The organism is Pediococcus ethanolidurans (assembly GCF_964062635.1).
GTDB classification, from domain to species: Bacteria; Bacillota; Bacilli; order Lactobacillales; family Lactobacillaceae; genus Pediococcus; species Pediococcus ethanolidurans.
In genome coordinates, this window is record NZ_OZ061250.1 from 431,481 (window position 1) to 448,250 (window position 16,770).

Sequence of the window (16,770 nt, forward strand, 5' to 3'; positions counted from 1 at the left end):
GCCTGATATAAAAACGTTTTCGGTAACAAAATTAGGTTAAAATGCCGTCCTACGGCTCACCCGGTCTGGAACGGGGTGGGCACGATTTGAAGCCAAGAAGTACACTTGTCTTCAAACTCGGCCTTTATCTTAGCGGATTTCGCTTAGATAAAGGCCGAGCTTAGAGACGTGTATTTCGGCTCTAAGTCGTGCCCACTACGTTCCAGCCCAAATTTGCTGGAAGACGGCATTTTAATCTAATTTTATTATCATGAACGCTTTGGTGGTTTCAACCTTTAGTTCTAGTTACTCTCACATTCCTAATATTTCAAGAAGATCTAATTTGAACTATTTTTTATTTTTAAATTTGCAGTAAAATGAAGATATTCGCACACAAACATAAATACTCTTTTTTGGGGGATTAAAAATGACAAAAACTGTACTCTTAGTTGAGGATGAAAAGGCCTTAGTTGATGCTTTAACTTCAGAATTTCAATTTGAGGACTACAAAGTTTTAACAGCACTGGATGGTGTTAGTGCCGTGGAGACATACTTTAAGAATCAAGATAAAATTGATTTAATAATTCTAGATTGGATGCTGCCAAAACTGGACGGTCTTGGCGTCCTTCGCCGAATTCGACGTGAAAGTGACGTTCCAATTATCATGCTAACTGCCCGCGATTATACCGGTGACAAAGTAGCTGGATTAATGACTGGTGCTGACGACTATGTCACCAAGCCTTTTGATACGGAAGAATTACTGGCACGAATGCAAGTCGTTTTGCGGCGACCACGACAGATTCAAACTTCCCAAGAAAAGCCAATTTATCAACTCGATGATTTAAGTTTGGATACCGGCAAACGGCAGGTCACTCGTGGCAATCACCATATTCAGCTGACACAACGTGAATATAAACTTTTATTAGAAATGTTTAGAGACATTGGTAAGACTTTTACACGTGATGAACTTCTTGATTTAGTCTGGGGAGTTGACTTTGACGGTCAACCAAATATAGTAGACGTTTATATTCGTTATTTACGAAATAAGATCGATAAATTTCCAAATTCAAAAAAATTGATCCATACAACACGTGGTATTGGATATACATTATCCGTTAATGATTAAACTCTTCTTTGTCTGAAGGTGGACTGGGCTATGAAAAAGCGACTTAAACTAAAACAAAATAGTGCTTCAATCATGTTACGCAGTTTCGTTTTACTAACTACCGTAATTATCCTGATTTCTGGAATTATCACAATTTTTGCAGTCGGAAACCAATTACTTGAAACAAGTCAAAGTAGTACAAATAACATTATTAAAAGCCTTAAAAAGACTGATATCGACGGTGATGACGACTGGGAAAATTGGCGCGCAAACAACTCACTTGATACTAGTACAAGTTATGTATTAGTACATAATATGCGTAAGGATGCGAACACGAAGTTCTACTACTCACCAGATACAGAAGACTTGTTAAGCACAAAGCCTCGAAAAGTGCCTTTAATTAAGCACCTCTATTACCGTCCACACATGGGATTTCTCTACTACGCAACGGGACATGCTAAAGGTATTAATTACAAGCTCTGGGTAAAATTAAATTCACAGTTTGCCACCCTAGAACGAGTTGTTATTGTAACGGCTGCTATTTTGCTACTGACTCTTCTGATTAGTCCCTTGTACATCCAATTTGTAGCGGATCGTCTTACCGGTTCCTTAACTAAACTAACCAAAAGTGCCGAGGAAAGTTCTGCAGATATGACACAACAGGTCTCTCAGTTGCCTGTCCCAGAAAGTCCTACAGAAGTTGCCACTTTGGCCACTAGTTTTAATCGCCTATTAATGCATTTGCATAAGCAATCAGAAAAGGAAAAACTTTTTATCTCAAACGCTGCGCATGAATTGCGCACACCCATTGCAACCATTCAAACTCATGCTCAATTGATCAAACGCCGTGGAAAAGAGCATCCAGAAATTGTTGCCAAATCAATTGACTGCATCAATGATGAATCACACCAAATGGGAAACTTAGTTGACGAATTATTAGCATTAACTCGTGCTGATCGAATGGCTCTAGATTTCGAAAAGTATAACCTTAGCAACTCATTAGTACAGGTTAAGGAAAAGATGACGCCCCTTTTAAAACAAACAATTATAACTAACATTCCAGAAAATATTACCATTGCTGCTCATGAAGGCAGTGTGGAGCAAATTCTCATTAATTTAATCAGTAACGCTGGCAAGTATTCCGATTCCACCAGTAAAATTAATCTCCGTTTAAAGAAAACAACTGACTTCGTAGCCATAGAAGTTGCTGATCAAGGTGAAGGAATCTCTTCAGAAGATGCTCAACATATATTTGAAAGATTCTATCGTAGCAGCGACATCCGCGGATCAATTCCAGGAACCGGATTGGGATTAGCAATTGCAAAACAACTGGCTGATTTGAATCACGCTGAATTAACCTTTACATCTAATAAACCGCACGGTACCATTTTTACTTTAAAGTTTAAAAACTAAAGAACGTTCAGCCTCCAACGTTTTTAACCATTTAGATCACTCAATATGACGAAAGATTTAAAAAAATAAATAAACTGCCCTAACAAGGCAGTTTTTATATCATTTAGAAGATTGAAAAATTAAATTTTCAATCTTTTTTTGTGCTTTCATAAATAAATTTTGAGAAATTCTTATTTAAAGTCCCTCTATATCAACGTTTCTTACGTATTCTATCAGATTCTGAAAAAATCTCATTTTCACTTTATTTTGACTATCTTTTTTCAACCTAGTTCATCAAATATGATAAGGATGCTCAAGAAAGCGAGGTGCGAATTTCACATGATAGAAAGGCAACAACATTTTTTAAAAACTAAATTTCATAATTTTTTCAAATCATCGTCAGTTTCATTCAAAACAAATTTTCTGGTTTTTGGCGCGATGATTCTTGGCTGCTTAATTGCAAATTTCTTAGTTTTGATTCTTTCTCGTCCCGTTACTTTGTTGATTGCCATTATTTCTTTGCTTGCCATTTTAAATGATTATTGGCAAAAAAATTCCAATCAATCACTAACCTATTTCATTAATACCGTTGTGATTACCAGTGTAAGCACCTCGCTAGTTCAATCCTGGCACGAAAGTTTGGAATTACCATATGGTTCGTTATTAGCTGGCGTAAGCATTATTTTGATCTTCTTAGTAATTAATCAGCATTTTCAAATGCTCACGATTCATTATCCAGTTCAAATTACGTATATTTTTGCCACAACTTTAGTTTTCACCTCCATTGATTGGCTATTAGCAAGTAGTCAAAGCTCAGCATTCAAAAGTATTTTGTTAATCGTTGGCTTACTTGCCTTTTTTTCCATAACCGTCTTACGCCAAATGATCAGTACACGCCAATTAATCATTTCCTTTTTATTAATGATTAGTGTGGGTTTTCTATTCGGTGGCTTGGTTGAACCATTTTTAGCACAACATTTTTTAGCCGAAGATAATGCATCACAAATGATATTAGTTCAAAATTTCAGCATTTAATGAAATAGAGAAAAGAGGAATTTCTATGATAACCACTTTATTAGCTTCTATTTTAAACATGAATCACTTATTACCCAGTTTAATTGCGCAATACGGTTCGTTAGTCTACATTGGTCTGTTTGCCATCGTTTTTATTGAAACTGGTTTGGTGGTTTTCCCATTTTTACCAGGCGATTCACTTTTGTTCTTAAGTGGCTCAATTGCCGCAATGACCACTCACTCTCTAAACCACATTATCTTAATTGTCCTCTTATCAATTGCAGCAATTGCAGGTGATACCGTCAACTTTGAGATTGGTCAAAGATTAAGTAGTCATTTAACAAGCCCCAAGTGGCAACGGTTTATAAAACCCAAGTATTTACACGAGGCAGAACTTTTCTTTAAGAAACACGGCAGTGGTGCTATTTTTCTAGGGCGTTTTGTCCCGATCATTAGAAGCTTTATTCCGTTTACAGCAGGTGTTAGCAAAATGCATTACCGACGATTTATTTCATACAACATTCTTGGTGGCGTAGCTTGGGTATCCGTTGCCGTTTTATCTGGATACTTTTTTGGAAATATTCCTCTTGTAAAAGCTCATTTTGAATTAATAATGTTGGCAATTGTTTTAATATCCTTGATACCTGCCATGTTGGTGTTGCTCAAAAGAAAGGGGACCAAAATTGATTCAAATACGGAAGAGTAGAAATTGGACCATTGCTGGAGTCACTTCATTTTTATTGTTTTTGGCATTGACGTTTGCAGTCATGCTAAATTCTACAAAATTAAATCTATTTGATACCAGCATTCAGCAAATCATTCAGAAAATTGTTAATCCAATACAAACAAATATTTTTGCCATTATTACCTTTATGGGCAGTCCATTAGTGGATATCGTCCTAACTCTGGGGATAGCCTTGTTCTTTTGGCACACTCGCAATCGAAAAACTGCAATTTGGATATTAATTACCCAATTACTTGGAGATGCAATTGCATTTTTTGTAAAAGAATTTGTTCAACGCGTTCGTCCTACTAAACAATTAATTCCAGATACCGGGTTCAGTTACCCTAGTGGTCACACCTTTAGTACGGCACTGTTATGTCTCACAATTTTGTTTATCGTTTTACCAGATATCAAAAATCAAAAGAAACAGTTTGTTCTTGCCGTATTGACTGTAATTTGGTTCTGCTTGGTTGCTTTTTCCCGAATTTACTTACGCAATCACTTTCCATCCGATGTTTTAGCTAGCCTCTTGTTAGCTTTATCTTGTTGGACCTGTATGTATGAAGGCTATCTTCATTACAGTTATCAATCACGATTTATCTAATTTAAAAAAACTTATTCCATCCCTTTAAAGTAATTTAAAATCGTCAAAACATAAGAAAGAAGAATGAATCATGAAAAAATTAACAATCGTTATTCCAGCATTTAACGAAGAAGAGGTGTTACCTTCTACTCTGCAACGTTTGTTTAAAATCGAACAGAATTTAGTTCACGACCAATTACTAGATCAAAGCTCTGATATTTTAATTGTGGACGATGGTTCTAAAGATCGTACCTGGCAAATTATTGCCGATACTAATCGGCAAAATACTCACATTAAGGGTCTCAAGTTCAGTCGTAATTTTGGTCATCAAAATGCTTTAATTGCCGGTATGCAAGAAGCCATAAAGACAGCCGATGTGGTGGTTACAATTGATGCCGATTTACAAGATGATCCCGATGCAATTCCAACCATGATTAAGAAGTTCACGACCGGTACAGACATCGTATATGGTGTTCGTAATAATCGGGACTCTGATTCGTGGTTCAAACGCACAACTGCTGTAGGTTATTACAAAACTTTAAATCTTCTTGGAGTCAAACTAGTTCAAAATCATGCGGACTTTCGATTAATGTCAAAACGGGCTGTCCAAACTTTGCTTCAATACAAAGAACGCAATTTGTTCATTCGTGGCATCATTCCAATGTTGGGTTTCAAATCCGATAAAGTTTATTACAAACGCACCCCACGTTTAGCCGGTGAATCTAAATATCCACTAAAAAAGATGTTAGCCTTTGCATGGGATGGTATCAGTTCTCTTTCAATTGCCCCTGTTCGAGCTGTATTACTGTTAGGAATTTTTGCCAGTCTGTTAGGTATTATTGCCTTAGTTTACTCAGTTACTGTTAAATGGTTGGGATTAGCCATTCATGGTTGGTCTTCATTAATGATTTCCATTTGGATCTTAGGTGGTTTCCAAATGATCAGTTTAGGTGTTATTGGTGAGTACATTGGTAAACTTACAACCGAGGCCAAAAAACGACCACGATTTACGATTGAAACAAAAATCGGGTAATTGCCGATGACGAAAAAAATTTCAATTTTTAAAATATTTCCATTGATTTTAGCCGGTGGATTAGTAATTGGCATTATTTCAAATATTATTTATCCCAAAAACATCAAACTAAGCTGTTTGGTTGTAATCGCCTGTTCCGTTTTAGCATTTGTATGGCCAATTTTCAGAAATTTTACCAATCAAATATCAAAGAACTTGATGACCCACCTTCTAATTGGCGGACTTGGCTTAATCTTAATTGTTCAATTACTGATTCTAAATTATTTGCCAGTCACTATTATTCACGACTCATTTCGGACATTATCACAGGCCGAATTACTGAGCAGAAATAATTACAATTGGGGAGTTTCTACCTACTTTTGGCGTTACCCAAACAATGTCTCTCTTGCCTTTTTATTAGGTCAATGGTTGAAGTTCACAAATCTGTTTGGAATGACCACCAACTTTGCTATTCATATACTTTCGTTGATCTTCTTGGATAGTTTTATCGGTGTTAGTTTGTTTACCATTCGTCGAATTAGCAAGAAAAATAGTTTAGTTATGACGATCTTGCTTTTCTTTTTGATTAGTCCTTTTGCCTATACTTACTATTTACGCGTTTTTTATTCAGATTTACCAATTTTGCTATGTTTGTTACTTACTTTTAACATCTTATTGAAATGGCCCATCCTTTCAAAAAAAGGCAAAGTAGGATACGGGATTAGTTTGTTTATGCTTATTCTCATCGGACAACTTGTTAAACCTAATCTAATCGTCTTTGCCGTGGCCGTCATTATCTTATTAGCGGTTCTTTTCATTCGTGATCGGAAACAATTTATTCGTTACCTACTACCGTTTGCAATTATTCTTGCTAGCTTTGCCGCTAGTTTTCCGACACAAAAAGGAATTGAACAGACTACTCATTTTACGCACAATCCTAAATACGAATTACCATCAACAAGTTGGATTTGGATGAGTTATTCGCCAAAATCACGCGGAACTTATGCTGGTTCGGCTGTTACAAAAATGGAGTCACTTTCAACACTGTCTGCAAGAAAAAAATATCTTCAAACAGCTTTACCTAAACGCATTAAAAATCTTGGAATTCGAAAAGTATTTGAACGGTGGTTCATTAAAGTTGGAATTTTGCTAAACGTAGGTAACGTACAAAAATCATATACGGGTGGCCTGATTGAGTCTCCCAACGTTTCACCTAAAGTACAGATTCTTTGGCATATGTTGGGATCCTTAATTATGCGAGTTAGTTTCATATTTCTTTATGCCTTAGCCTTATTTAAATGCCTGGTAATGTTAATCAAACCTGTCTCGACAAAACAACCAGTTATTGATTTGGCCGTTGTCCTATGCGTTGGTTACCTCATGTTTCACGCCTTAATTTGGGAAGCTGAAAGTCGTTATGGTCAATCCTTGTTGCCACTATTGTTTTTGATTAATGCCGTTCCAACTCCAGATACTTCAAAAGTAACAAAATCTTTAGCAACCTGGAAACGAGGGCTCATAACTGGTGGTACTGCTGGTGTGGCGGTAGTTATTTTTCTTACTGAAACGCTCTCACTGGTTCGACCTCAAAAAGTTGTCATGGCCACTCAAAGAAGTCAGATGTCGATGCAATATAAGGCCAAACTGACAACACTGAAAACAAACGAAGTGGTTTCACAAAACGTAAAAATAAATCAACCAGTGACGAAAGTTTCGGTTGATGTGTTAAAGGGAACCCATTTAAGTGGTAGTTTAATTTCGTTAAGTACCCATAAGTCCTACCCACTGAAAAGAAGCACGACTTACTTAATGGCCCACGGTAAATTTGCCAGAGGTACCTATGAACTTAAGCTTAAAAATAAGTATCCAAAAGCACAAAAAATCCAGATTGTTCGGACTCAAAGATATAAATTAGCTCCGTACTCTCTTAGAATGAATGGTCAAAAACAAAACTATTCGTCATTGCTTTACACATTTAGTACAAAAGTAAAATCTTAAAATAGAATTGGAGGATACATTTATGAAACAACTCAAAAATTTAGTCACCCGCTACTATAGTGTGCTTAGTTACCTCTTTTTCGGTGGTCTGACGACACTAATTAACATTGTTGTATTTACCGTTTTAAATAGCACAACGGGTTGGAATTATCAGATTTCAAACGTCATTGCTTGGTTCTTATCCGTTCTGTTTGCTTATATTACCAATAAACGGTGGGTTTTTAATTCAAAAACGACTGATACACAGACGTTTGTTCGCGAGGTAAGTTCGTTTTTCTTTTTTAGAATTTTATCTCTTGGTTTCGATGTCGTTATTATGTGGACTGGAATTTCACTATTAAGTGGTAATCCTCTCATTGTAAAGATTATCGATAACGTTCTGATTGTCGTTATTAATTACGTGTTTAGTAAAGTTTTCATTTTTAGAAATGCGAAAAGTATATTAAGTAAATAATTTCATATTCAATTAGGTTCAGGGTGGATGGTTGTCGGATGTGGTGGTATTAAAAGTACTCCCCTTAATAATTAACTTATTGTTTAAAAAACCTGCAGTTGAAGGAAATTTCAACTGCAGGTTTTTTAATTAATTACTGAAAGTTAAAACCACAAAAATGCATCTTGTTGCCTGATACAAAAACGCTCATGGTAACAAAATTAGATTAAATTGCCGTCTCCCAGCAAATTTGGGCTGGAAGACGGCAATTTAATCTAATTTTGTTGACATAAATATTTTTGTACTTTCAACCTTTGGTTACTGCTATTAAACAGTTTAACTAACTTTATTGCACGTCATACTGTGTTTTTCGTACGCCGGCATCAATCAAGTCATGGGGATTTTTCATTTCTTCAGGGTTCCAAGTGGCCACTCCTACGACCATGGCGATCGCCAAAGAAGCCAGAGAACTATTATTTAACTGTTTATCAAATGCCTGTTTAATACGGTTAGCCGCAATCTGCGCCCCATCTGTGTCCGTAAACAATAAAATTGCCCAGGTTGGATCCTCATTATTCAATAAATACGTAATATCATTATCACGAGTTGCTTGTTTAATCACATTTGACGTTAGCTTCAAAAGATTTCTTAATTGCTCTGGTCCCATCATTCGTTTAAGGTCATTAAAATATCTGATCTTAACAATAATCGTGGTTACCGGGAGTTTAAATCGCTTATTGGTCTCAATAAATACGGCAGCATCCTCCATATACGCAACCGTCGTACGCAATTTAGTTTCATCGTCAAAGGCACCTTGTTCAATAATATTAGCGCGTAACGCACCATTAATCTTTTGCAGTTTAACTTGATTTTTCGTCATAAAATAAAGCGTCACAGAAAGTAACAAGGGAAGTATCATCCAATAGGTTAATCCCCAAGGAATTGTTTGCGTGCCATCCAAATACTGATATATCACGATAATTGTTTGAAGTGCAATAAATCCCAAGTTAGTTATCAAACTAGCAATAATACCAAAAAAGTAAGTGATTAAGAGAACCGCTAACGTACAGAACAGAAAAATTGTGTTCAATAAAACATGACCAGTAAGTGCCATCAAAATGGCCATAATACCAATTAAGGCTAAGAACAATAGTAAGCAAACATCTGTATATAAAACGGATTTTTGATCATCGTTACTTGTCATCTGTGCGCCTCTTTTCTAACAAACCCTGTTTACGTAAGGTGAAAAATGTTGCCATCCCCACCAGAAGCAAAACAATTACCGCAACTCCTAAATAAATAATCAGTTGTGAATGTTGACTAAACGTCCGCTTGGTTGCTAAAGTTTTATCAATTGCCTTATTTTTCTTAAATCGATAGCCATAATGAGCATTATTCGGATCGACAACAATTGCATCACCCGTGTATTGTTGAATATTTTTTTGAAAATTAATTTGTGTTGAAGCTAAATAAACACCCTGTGAACTAGCACCTGTAACAACCATCATTCCCCGTTTATCATTATAAGGAGACCGTAATAATTGGGCGGTGCCAATCGTTTTGCCGTACGCCTTTTCGATACTCAACTTTTCATTCGACTTGAAACCAGTAAAGGCATGATTGTATTGAAAATATAAGTGTGGATTTAATTTTTTAATCATCGTGTTGTTTTCAGGCGTCCCGATCACAATCACATTTTTATTGGCAAGTGTCTGTTTATGGGGTTGTTTGGTATAAAACTGAATACTTCCCGTATTGCTCTTTGCAAAACTCCCAATGAGATTAAAAACATTTGTCAGTGTTTTAAAATCATCCGTTGTTAGTTTTGCCGGAATTATCGCTGCAATATTGTTATACGTTTCATTTTTGATAAATAACGTTGGATAGTTAGTCAGCAGTAAATCATTGCTTCTTTGTGATTTAACCAACATTTTAGATTGAGAATTAACTTCCGCCCACGGTGTCTGACTATTATCTGAACTAGATTGGTCATTCATTTCTAAATCAAATGCCACACGAACAACAAAACTGTTTCCTAATGACGTCCCCTTGGGAACTTTTAAAGTGAGCGTATCATTGTTTGCATTGATCGCAGTAAGCTTTTTACTTCCTAAGGTCGTGTTATTAACCGCCACGGTCACTAATGAACGTTTAAAGTTAAGATTTTTACTGTAGCGAAAATGGAGGGTAACTTGCGAACCATCTGCGTTAGAACGATCATTAGGCAAACTGATTAAATAACTGCTCTCGCGGTGTCCTGCTCCCAGAATTTGATCAGTTTTAGTCGTCAAATGATAATAATCATCGTCATGTAAAGATGAACTAAAAGTCGCCGTATTTTTAGTCACTGTTTCAGTGGATCTATTAACCTCGTTCATTAACTCGGCATTAGCTACAAATCGGGCTGCCTTCTTCAACAAACTTGCTTTTTGAGACGTGACAATTAAGTAATGTTTTCCTTTTGAATAATAGGTCTTAATGATTGCTTTTTGCGTTAATTCAGTTGAATCAACTTGTTTTTTTTAGTTGCCTTGGTAAATGTTGATAGGTCGCAATCACCATTAGATAGTCGTCTTTTTGTGCATTCATGTGTTTCATTGGAACAACTTGAATTTGATCATTTTCAGTTGTAATTACGCGTGATTCACCTGATAAAGCAATCATTACCGCGGTCAGTTCGTCTCCACTTGGATTGGTGGCACTAACGATTCGTGAATGTTGATAAGCAATGGTATCTTGTCCGGAAAAATGATCATAAAACGAGTGTAAAGTCGGATCAGCTTCTTTTAACTGATACTCAAAATTAACGTTAGAGCCTTTTTCAATCGTTAACCAATTTGCAGGTGTTTGAGCCAAATTATAGTTTTTACTTCCGGTCTGATTTAAAATTTGGCCTTCAATCTGTAATTGATTTTCACCTTCTAACAAACGGAGTGGAATTCGAATTTGCTCGGTCTGCAAGCCTGTTTTCTTTTGAGGACGAAAAGACTTAAACTTAATTCCATTCAGCGACACCGTAATATCTGATGTTTGCCGAGAAGCTAATTGTGAAATCTGATAATTAAAATTAAACGTTGCCTTTTCCACATTCCAATAATCCATCTTGGTAAAGTACATGTTTGTCTCAACCGATTTGCCAGAAAGTGTGGCTGTACTATTTTGAAACTGCTGAACATACGTATGATTTGATGCCGCTTTAATTGATGGAGACATTTCAATCAGGCCAATTATTATGATCCCCACCATCAAAATAAATCGTAAAAGCTTAGCGGTACCGTTTGGTTTTGTACCATTTTGCTTGTTTATGAAAGACTTGTTCACGAATATACCCCACCATTCCATATAATGCGACTGCTAACCACATTTGACTATAAACTAGATACATAAAAATGATTAATAATAAATTACTCAGTGTCATTTCACCACGTTCAGTTGTGATAGTCACAAATGTACTAACCACAAACATTAAAACTGCAAACAACCACAGCGTATTACTGAATCCCTGTAAATCTGAATGCACAATTCCAGCAACTGATAAAACAAACACGGAATCGGATAAAATTAACGAAGTCATCAACAAAAAATAAATTGATAAAAAGTAAACTAAATCGAAGCGAATGGGTCGACCACGTTTTTGAAATAATAAATGTGCATTTTTTACTACCACATAAATATTGCTTTTCACCCACCGTGTCCGTTGATGAAACCAAACGTCCAAAGTTTGTGGTTTCTGTTCCCAAGTAACTGCACGGGGTTGAAACCCAATTTGATAACCCATTTCATACAGACGAAAACTAATCTCGGTATCCTCTGCCAAAGCTTTGGTATCCCAGCCACCAACTTTTTCAACGGCACTACGACGAATGACTTAGTTTGTTCCTGGTATCGTACACAGATGAAAGAGTTGACGGCGGCCTGCCTGAGCCATCCACTAAAATGATAATGTTTCAATATTAATAAACCGTGTTAATAATGACGCATTCTTATTCCGCGTTCGAAACTTGCCAATTACTGCTGCCAAGTGATCATTTCGCAATAACTCCGCAACTAACAGCCTTAATGCTGCTTTTTCGGGTGTATTATCCGCATCATAAACTGAAATTATGGATCCTTTTGCCTGCTTAAATCCAATATTTAACGCATTCGATTTTCCTTTACCACCCGTCTTTTTGTCAGTATTAATTACTTTCAAACGCTGTGTAGTAAACTCTTGTTGCAATCGAGCCAATTTTTGAGCTGAATGATCGCTTGAATTATCATTGATCACAATTACTTCGTATTTATCCTGCGGGTAATCAAAACTAAGTAATGCCAAAACCGTTTTGACAATGACGATTTCCTCATTATGAGCAGGAACCAAAATTGAAACAAAAGGGACGTCTTCTGGCAATCTTGGATCAGGTTTGGGAACATGACGCAAATACCAAGTGTATCCTGCAATGGTCAAAATCAAATTAACAACTAATGTCCCCCAAATCGCGATAATTGCGATAAACAAGAAAAAATCTAAAATTGAAATAAGTCATCCCTCCTAACGTTTAAACATTCGCCAATAAATTCGACGGCCAAAACTGATAAAAATTAATAAAACGATTAAAACAAAAGCAAAGAACAGCATCAAAATATTTCCTTGTAAATGAAAGAAGCGACTGAATAAAGGTTGTGTTTTCGTTTTTTGCAGATTCTCATTTACACTAGAAATTTTAGCTGTAATTGTTTTGCGTTGCCCATTTAAGAAATAGTTTCCCGCTTTATAGGCAACCACGGTACTTCCCGTATTAATTTTGGTCTCTAAGCTTTGATCAACTGGGTTATACCACTGAATATGAAACGCTTGTATTTGCCGTTTAAAATCTGTCATTTTTGCCGTTGACGTTGGAACCGGGATTGTGATGGCTGTTGGAATTGCAAATTTAAGATCATCCTTCTGTTTAATTGTTCCTAAAGAATTAGCTGTTACAGCAAAAAAGCTTTGTCGTGCGATTTGAGCATTATTATCTTGCTTAACAAACGTGGTTGTTTTACTAGGTAAGAATAGCCAATGATTTGCTTTTACCAGTGCCTCTTGTCGCAACACGCGATCCTGATTCCAATAGCCTGCCGAACTGATACCGACCGGATAAATTTGATGATTGGCAAATGCCACAATACTTGCTGTCATCCGTTCGTTAAGTTCCTGAGCACTGGCAGAAGTTGCCCCACCAACCTGTGGCGTTTGTAAAAAGATGATACCATTACGATCTTCAATTTTTTTTAAAACGGTTGTAAATCGATGATAGGCTGCCATTTCGGTATTTGCCGATACAGTCACCGTGCTAACTGCGAACGGAATGTTTTGTTGGTAACAGTACTTACTGACCTGGTCCAAGAACTTTAAATCACTATATGGTGACACTCCGGTAATTGTTAACAACGGTCGGTAGTTGCCATTTCGGTCAAATAAGTGAGCCATGGTAGAAACCGCCGTCATAAAACTCAGACCGGAAGTTTCAAAATAGGGTAAATAACCATTTTGGTTATTGATTACTCCGTAACTATAGCGCCGTTCAAACTTTTGTTGTGAAGCTAACACACCAAATTCTTGAGTTGTTTTTTTCAATTGCGACAGCACAGTCATTGTTTCACTAAAGGGGAGTAATTGTTGATTACCCTGATCTTTCAAAAGCAGTTGTTGCTGATAAATTTTCTGGCGTTTTCCGCCTAAAGCTGCAGCCTCCGAATCAGTTAAATTATCACCAATATGCAATTTAATTCCTTTAAAACGCTGGCGATCACGTATAAATGTTTGATTGGTTAACCCAACCTGGGGCCAATTTATCAAAGTGACAACACCCAAATAATTTTGGTTCAACATTCCTTTGTAGTAGTTCTCCTGAGAAACTGTTTTTACTCGCAAATTTAAACTGGTCAAGACGCGTTGAATACTATCAATTTTTGCATAGTCAACCTTAGCTGTATTTTCATAATCATAAACCAATAACACTTTGTTGCTAGCCGCATCAACTGAGCCAGGATAAATAAATAGCGTCAAAACAACTCCTATAAAAATTAAGAGAAATTTTTGCTTATTTTTCATTCCAATCCCTACTTTCTGTTGAGGATTGCCACAAACGATGATGCAAAATATCGGCAATAAACTGAATAATAACAAGATCTAGGCTTAAAGGCACCATAAATAGATGCTTAGCCAAGTCGGCATCGCCATCACCAATAATTGAAATAATTGGCACGAAAATAACCATTGTCATCAGACCCAAAACTAAGAAAAAGCGAATAATTCCGGTAATTTTTCCTGATTTAAGATCCAAATAAAAGCTCACCCCATAGACCGCAATGAAGGCAATCGCCAACAAACAAAGAAACGCAAACTTACCCGGGAAAAAGGCCCCCATGTAAGCACTAAATGCCGTAAAATAGGTTACCTGAGTCCCTGGTTTTGCGCCGGAACTCTTAGTATAATCACCAACCGCTTTGACCTGCGTTACCATCACGTCCTTTGCCGCTACATCTAAAAGCTGACCGAACTGTCTCAAATTACTGGCATAGTAACGCACCACCCAAGCTAAGCCCACTCGTTTGGTTAGTTTTTTTGTGACTAATTTGCCACTTGGTTTAACCGCCGCATAAGTTTTGGGATAATAATCGTCAGCTCGCATGAGCGCAAACTGCTGACTAATACCACCCTTAGCAATTTTATGACTTGGATCACCAGTTTCCATCAACACGCCATGAGTAAAGGCTTGATACTGATTAACAGTGCTAAATTCTGTATTGATCAAGGCATATGTGACGCCGCCTGCAATCAAAATGCCTAACATTCCTAATCCAAGTAGTAGTTTTCTTGCTCTAACTTGTGGTAAGAAAAACAGTCCAATTGTAATGACCATAAAACTTAGCGCTAAGGGTGCATTTTGCTGTTTATTTGTGATTAAAATAATCGAGCTAACAAAAAACAAAAGAACCATTGGCCAGTTTTTTGATAACATTTATGCGCAATTGCCATTAATGCACCAAAGGCATATAACATGGCAATCAACATTCCAGGCTCTGCAAAAAAAGAATTGAAATACAGTGTGAAAGAAGAATCAGCAAACATCACAACAACTAATAAAGCCACCACATAACTACGCACTTTTTTATAGGGATACACTAGTGACTTGGTTAACAAATAGATGCCACCCAAATAAAAAACGTAATAAACGACACCTAAAAATCTAATATCAAATATTGTTCGACTATAAAACAGCCGATTTAAAACTAAAGCTAGTTGAATAAACAATGATTGAGATGAAAAGACCGCCACATTGTTTTCATTAAAGTACTTCATAATTCCAAACTTGGGAATGACATAACTCAAATACTGATTACTTGGATGTGGCAGACGATAAATACCATTGCCCAGCATTGCCCGATAAAAGTCACCATTATCTGCCAAACCATGAATCGGGTTTATAAAGAGCAAAATACCGCTAATTATGGCAGCCAAAATAACTGCTAACAATGCAGGAGAAACGTAGTCTTTAAATTTTGATGCTAGTTTTGAAATGTTCATCAGCTTATCCCCATAATTTTTAATATTCAGCGGCCAATAAAGTTTCTAAATTATTATATGAAAATGCGTCGGTTGTTTGAGCATTTCCTAATCCACCATAAATAGGTGAGTTCGTTTTTGTGACTTGTGATTTCCATGCTAACTGCATCGCTTTTTCATACATGTTTTGATCATTTTCACAGGCAAAAATCATAGCTGCAAGCGCATAATTAGCTGCCGATTGATTCTTATCGCGAACAATTCCCAAGGTGGTATAAGCGTTATACAGGTGACCCGCTTCAATCTGCGTTTTCAACCAGCTTAAAGTGGTTGCTTTTATTTTGCCTATTTCAGCAAGATGGAGAACAGTTTCTAGTGCCTCCGACGTGTTTAATGTGTTTACTGAATATGTTTGGGTTTTCAACTGGTAGCTTGCAGCATACAGTGGAAAGGCATCCCCAAGATAGCCATTTTGAACAATTTTTAGTTGTTTTTTATATAATCGTTTGCCAGTTTGATTTACTGATTCAAAATACTTGAGCGTCACAAAATCATAATAAGCTAACGAACTATCTGAACTTTGTTTGTGAGATTTGACATCATAAAAATCGGCTACTTTACCATTTTTTAAACTACCTGTTTTTAGCAACGCAAAACGTTTGGCTGCTTCCTGTCGATAATACTTACTGTGTGTCAAAGTGGCATACATTTGTAATGCGCGAATAATGCGTAAATCATCCAACGTCGCGTTCACATTAGCTTTTTTATGTGTTCTGGGATCATAACGATAGCTAAATTGAGTTTTTTGATTAAACGTCTTTTTCGTTTGTTGATACGTTTGACGAAACTTTTTATATTGGTGATTAGTAGCTAAATATAATAACCAAAGACCTGAAGATTCAGATAACATTTGATGGCCATGGGTTAGATTATCTGAACTAGTATCATAACGATAATTAGTATAAATACCCTGTTTGGTTATCATTTTATTACGTAAAA

Annotated in this window: 15 protein-coding genes and 1 pseudogene; 8 read left to right on the forward strand and 8 right to left on the reverse strand. The window is 36.5% G+C overall.

Features of this window, described 5'->3' with window-relative positions:
* The first annotated feature begins 406 nt into the window (after positions 1–406).
* The 8 genes from AB3219_RS02115 to AB3219_RS02150 all read left to right on the forward strand — a co-directional run bounded on the left by AB3219_RS02115 (position 407) and on the right by AB3219_RS02150 (position 8,261).
* Positions 407–1,105 (forward strand): response regulator transcription factor, encoded by a 699-nt coding sequence (locus AB3219_RS02115; RefSeq protein ID WP_216753282.1) that lies wholly within the window; start codon positions 407–409, stop codon positions 1,103–1,105.
* Positions 1,106–1,135: 30 nt separating this feature from the next.
* Entirely contained in the window at positions 1,136–2,497 is a 1,362-nt protein-coding gene (locus tag AB3219_RS02120) for a sensor histidine kinase (protein WP_367369265.1), read from the forward strand.
* A gap of 318 nt (positions 2,498–2,815) precedes the next feature.
* A complete protein-coding gene (locus AB3219_RS02125; protein ID WP_216753284.1) occupies positions 2,816–3,511 on the forward strand; it encodes a hypothetical protein in 696 nt (231 codons plus the stop codon).
* Between the two features lie 25 nt (positions 3,512–3,536).
* Complete coding sequence (locus AB3219_RS02130; RefSeq protein ID WP_216753285.1) at positions 3,537–4,196, forward strand: VTT domain-containing protein; 660 nt, start codon at positions 3,537–3,539, stop codon at positions 4,194–4,196.
* A complete protein-coding gene (locus AB3219_RS02135) occupies positions 4,174–4,818 on the forward strand; it encodes a phosphatase PAP2 family protein (RefSeq protein ID WP_260365399.1) in 645 nt (214 codons plus the stop codon). The genes AB3219_RS02130 and AB3219_RS02135 overlap by 23 nt, the downstream gene beginning before the upstream one ends.
* 70 nt (positions 4,819–4,888) lie before the next feature.
* Positions 4,889–5,830, forward strand: coding sequence for a glycosyltransferase family 2 protein (locus tag AB3219_RS02140; RefSeq protein ID WP_216753287.1), 942 nt, complete (start codon positions 4,889–4,891; stop codon positions 5,828–5,830).
* Positions 5,831–5,836: 6 nt separating this feature from the next.
* A complete protein-coding gene (locus AB3219_RS02145; protein WP_216753288.1) occupies positions 5,837–7,807 on the forward strand; it encodes a hypothetical protein in 1,971 nt (656 codons plus the stop codon).
* 22 nt (positions 7,808–7,829) lie between these two features.
* Positions 7,830–8,261, forward strand: coding sequence for a GtrA family protein (locus tag AB3219_RS02150; RefSeq protein WP_260365400.1), 432 nt, complete (start codon positions 7,830–7,832; stop codon positions 8,259–8,261).
* Positions 8,262–8,586: 325 nt separating this feature from the next.
* On the opposite strand, the gene AB3219_RS02155 is transcribed toward AB3219_RS02150, so the two are convergent.
* The 8 genes and pseudogenes from AB3219_RS02155 to AB3219_RS02190 form a co-directional block, all read right to left on the reverse strand.
* On the reverse strand, positions 8,587–9,444 hold the full coding sequence (locus AB3219_RS02155) for a diguanylate cyclase domain-containing protein (protein WP_260365401.1): 858 nt from the start codon (positions 9,442–9,444) through the stop codon (positions 8,587–8,589).
* Positions 9,434–10,618, reverse strand: a complete 1,185-nt coding sequence (locus AB3219_RS02160; protein WP_367369266.1) for a cellulose biosynthesis cyclic di-GMP-binding regulatory protein BcsB — start codon at positions 10,616–10,618, stop codon at positions 9,434–9,436. The genes AB3219_RS02155 and AB3219_RS02160 overlap by 11 nt, the downstream gene beginning before the upstream one ends.
* Before the next feature lie 130 nt (positions 10,619–10,748).
* The gene (locus tag AB3219_RS02165) at positions 10,749–11,561 is read right to left on the reverse strand and encodes a cellulose biosynthesis cyclic di-GMP-binding regulatory protein BcsB (protein ID WP_311735510.1); all 813 of its coding nucleotides are present in this window, start codon (positions 11,559–11,561) and stop codon (positions 10,749–10,751) included.
* A pseudogene (locus AB3219_RS02170) lies at positions 11,506–12,759 on the reverse strand (glycosyltransferase). The gene AB3219_RS02165 and the pseudogene AB3219_RS02170 overlap by 56 nt, the downstream one beginning before the upstream one ends.
* 12 nt (positions 12,760–12,771) lie before the next feature.
* Positions 12,772–14,316 carry a DUF2334 domain-containing protein gene (locus tag AB3219_RS02175; RefSeq protein WP_260365402.1) on the reverse strand — a complete coding sequence of 515 codons (1,545 nt, stop codon included), beginning with the start codon at positions 14,314–14,316 and terminating at the stop codon, positions 12,772–12,774.
* On the reverse strand, positions 14,306–15,226 hold the full coding sequence (locus AB3219_RS02180; RefSeq protein ID WP_367369267.1) for a hypothetical protein: 921 nt from the start codon (positions 15,224–15,226) through the stop codon (positions 14,306–14,308). The genes AB3219_RS02175 and AB3219_RS02180 overlap by 11 nt, the downstream gene beginning before the upstream one ends.
* The gene (locus AB3219_RS02185; protein WP_311735512.1) at positions 15,169–15,792 is read right to left on the reverse strand and encodes a hypothetical protein; all 624 of its coding nucleotides are present in this window, start codon (positions 15,790–15,792) and stop codon (positions 15,169–15,171) included. Before AB3219_RS02185 ends, AB3219_RS02180 begins: the two co-directional genes overlap by 58 nt.
* Positions 15,793–15,811: 19 nt before the next feature.
* Complete coding sequence (locus AB3219_RS02190; protein WP_260365403.1) at positions 15,812–16,756, reverse strand: glycosyl hydrolase family 8; 945 nt, start codon at positions 16,754–16,756, stop codon at positions 15,812–15,814.
* Between the last annotated feature and the right edge of the window lie 14 nt (positions 16,757–16,770).

Bases quoted from the DNA above. Each gene is read 5' to 3' on its own strand.
- AB3219_RS02185 (WP_311735512.1), bottom strand. From the start codon at position 15,792: ATGAACATTTCAAAACTAGCATCAAAATTTAAAGACTACGTTTCTCCT.
- AB3219_RS02140 (WP_216753287.1), top strand. From the start codon at position 4,889: ATGAAAAAATTAACAATCGTTATTCCAGCATTTAACGAAGAAGAGGTG.
- AB3219_RS02120 (WP_367369265.1), top strand. From the start codon at position 1,136: ATGAAAAAGCGACTTAAACTAAAACAAAATAGTGCTTCAATCATGTTA.
- AB3219_RS02190 (WP_260365403.1), bottom strand. From the start codon at position 16,756: ATGATAACCAAACAGGGTATTTATACTAATTATCGTTATGATACTAGT.
- AB3219_RS02115 (WP_216753282.1), top strand. From the start codon at position 407: ATGACAAAAACTGTACTCTTAGTTGAGGATGAAAAGGCCTTAGTTGAT.
- AB3219_RS02155 (WP_260365401.1), bottom strand. From the start codon at position 9,444: ATGACAAGTAACGATGATCAAAAATCCGTTTTATATACAGATGTTTGC.
- AB3219_RS02180 (WP_367369267.1), bottom strand. From the start codon at position 15,226: ATGTTATCAAAAAACTGGCCAATGGTTCTTTTGTTTTTTGTTAGCTCG.
- AB3219_RS02145 (WP_216753288.1), top strand. From the start codon at position 5,837: ATGACGAAAAAAATTTCAATTTTTAAAATATTTCCATTGATTTTAGCC.
- AB3219_RS02125 (WP_216753284.1), top strand. From the start codon at position 2,816: ATGATAGAAAGGCAACAACATTTTTTAAAAACTAAATTTCATAATTTT.
- AB3219_RS02150 (WP_260365400.1), top strand. From the start codon at position 7,830: ATGAAACAACTCAAAAATTTAGTCACCCGCTACTATAGTGTGCTTAGT.
- AB3219_RS02130 (WP_216753285.1), top strand. From the start codon at position 3,537: ATGATAACCACTTTATTAGCTTCTATTTTAAACATGAATCACTTATTA.
- AB3219_RS02175 (WP_260365402.1), bottom strand. From the start codon at position 14,316: ATGAAAAATAAGCAAAAATTTCTCTTAATTTTTATAGGAGTTGTTTTG.
- AB3219_RS02160 (WP_367369266.1), bottom strand. From the start codon at position 10,618: ATGAACGAGGTTAATAGATCCACTGAAACAGTGACTAAAAATACGGCG.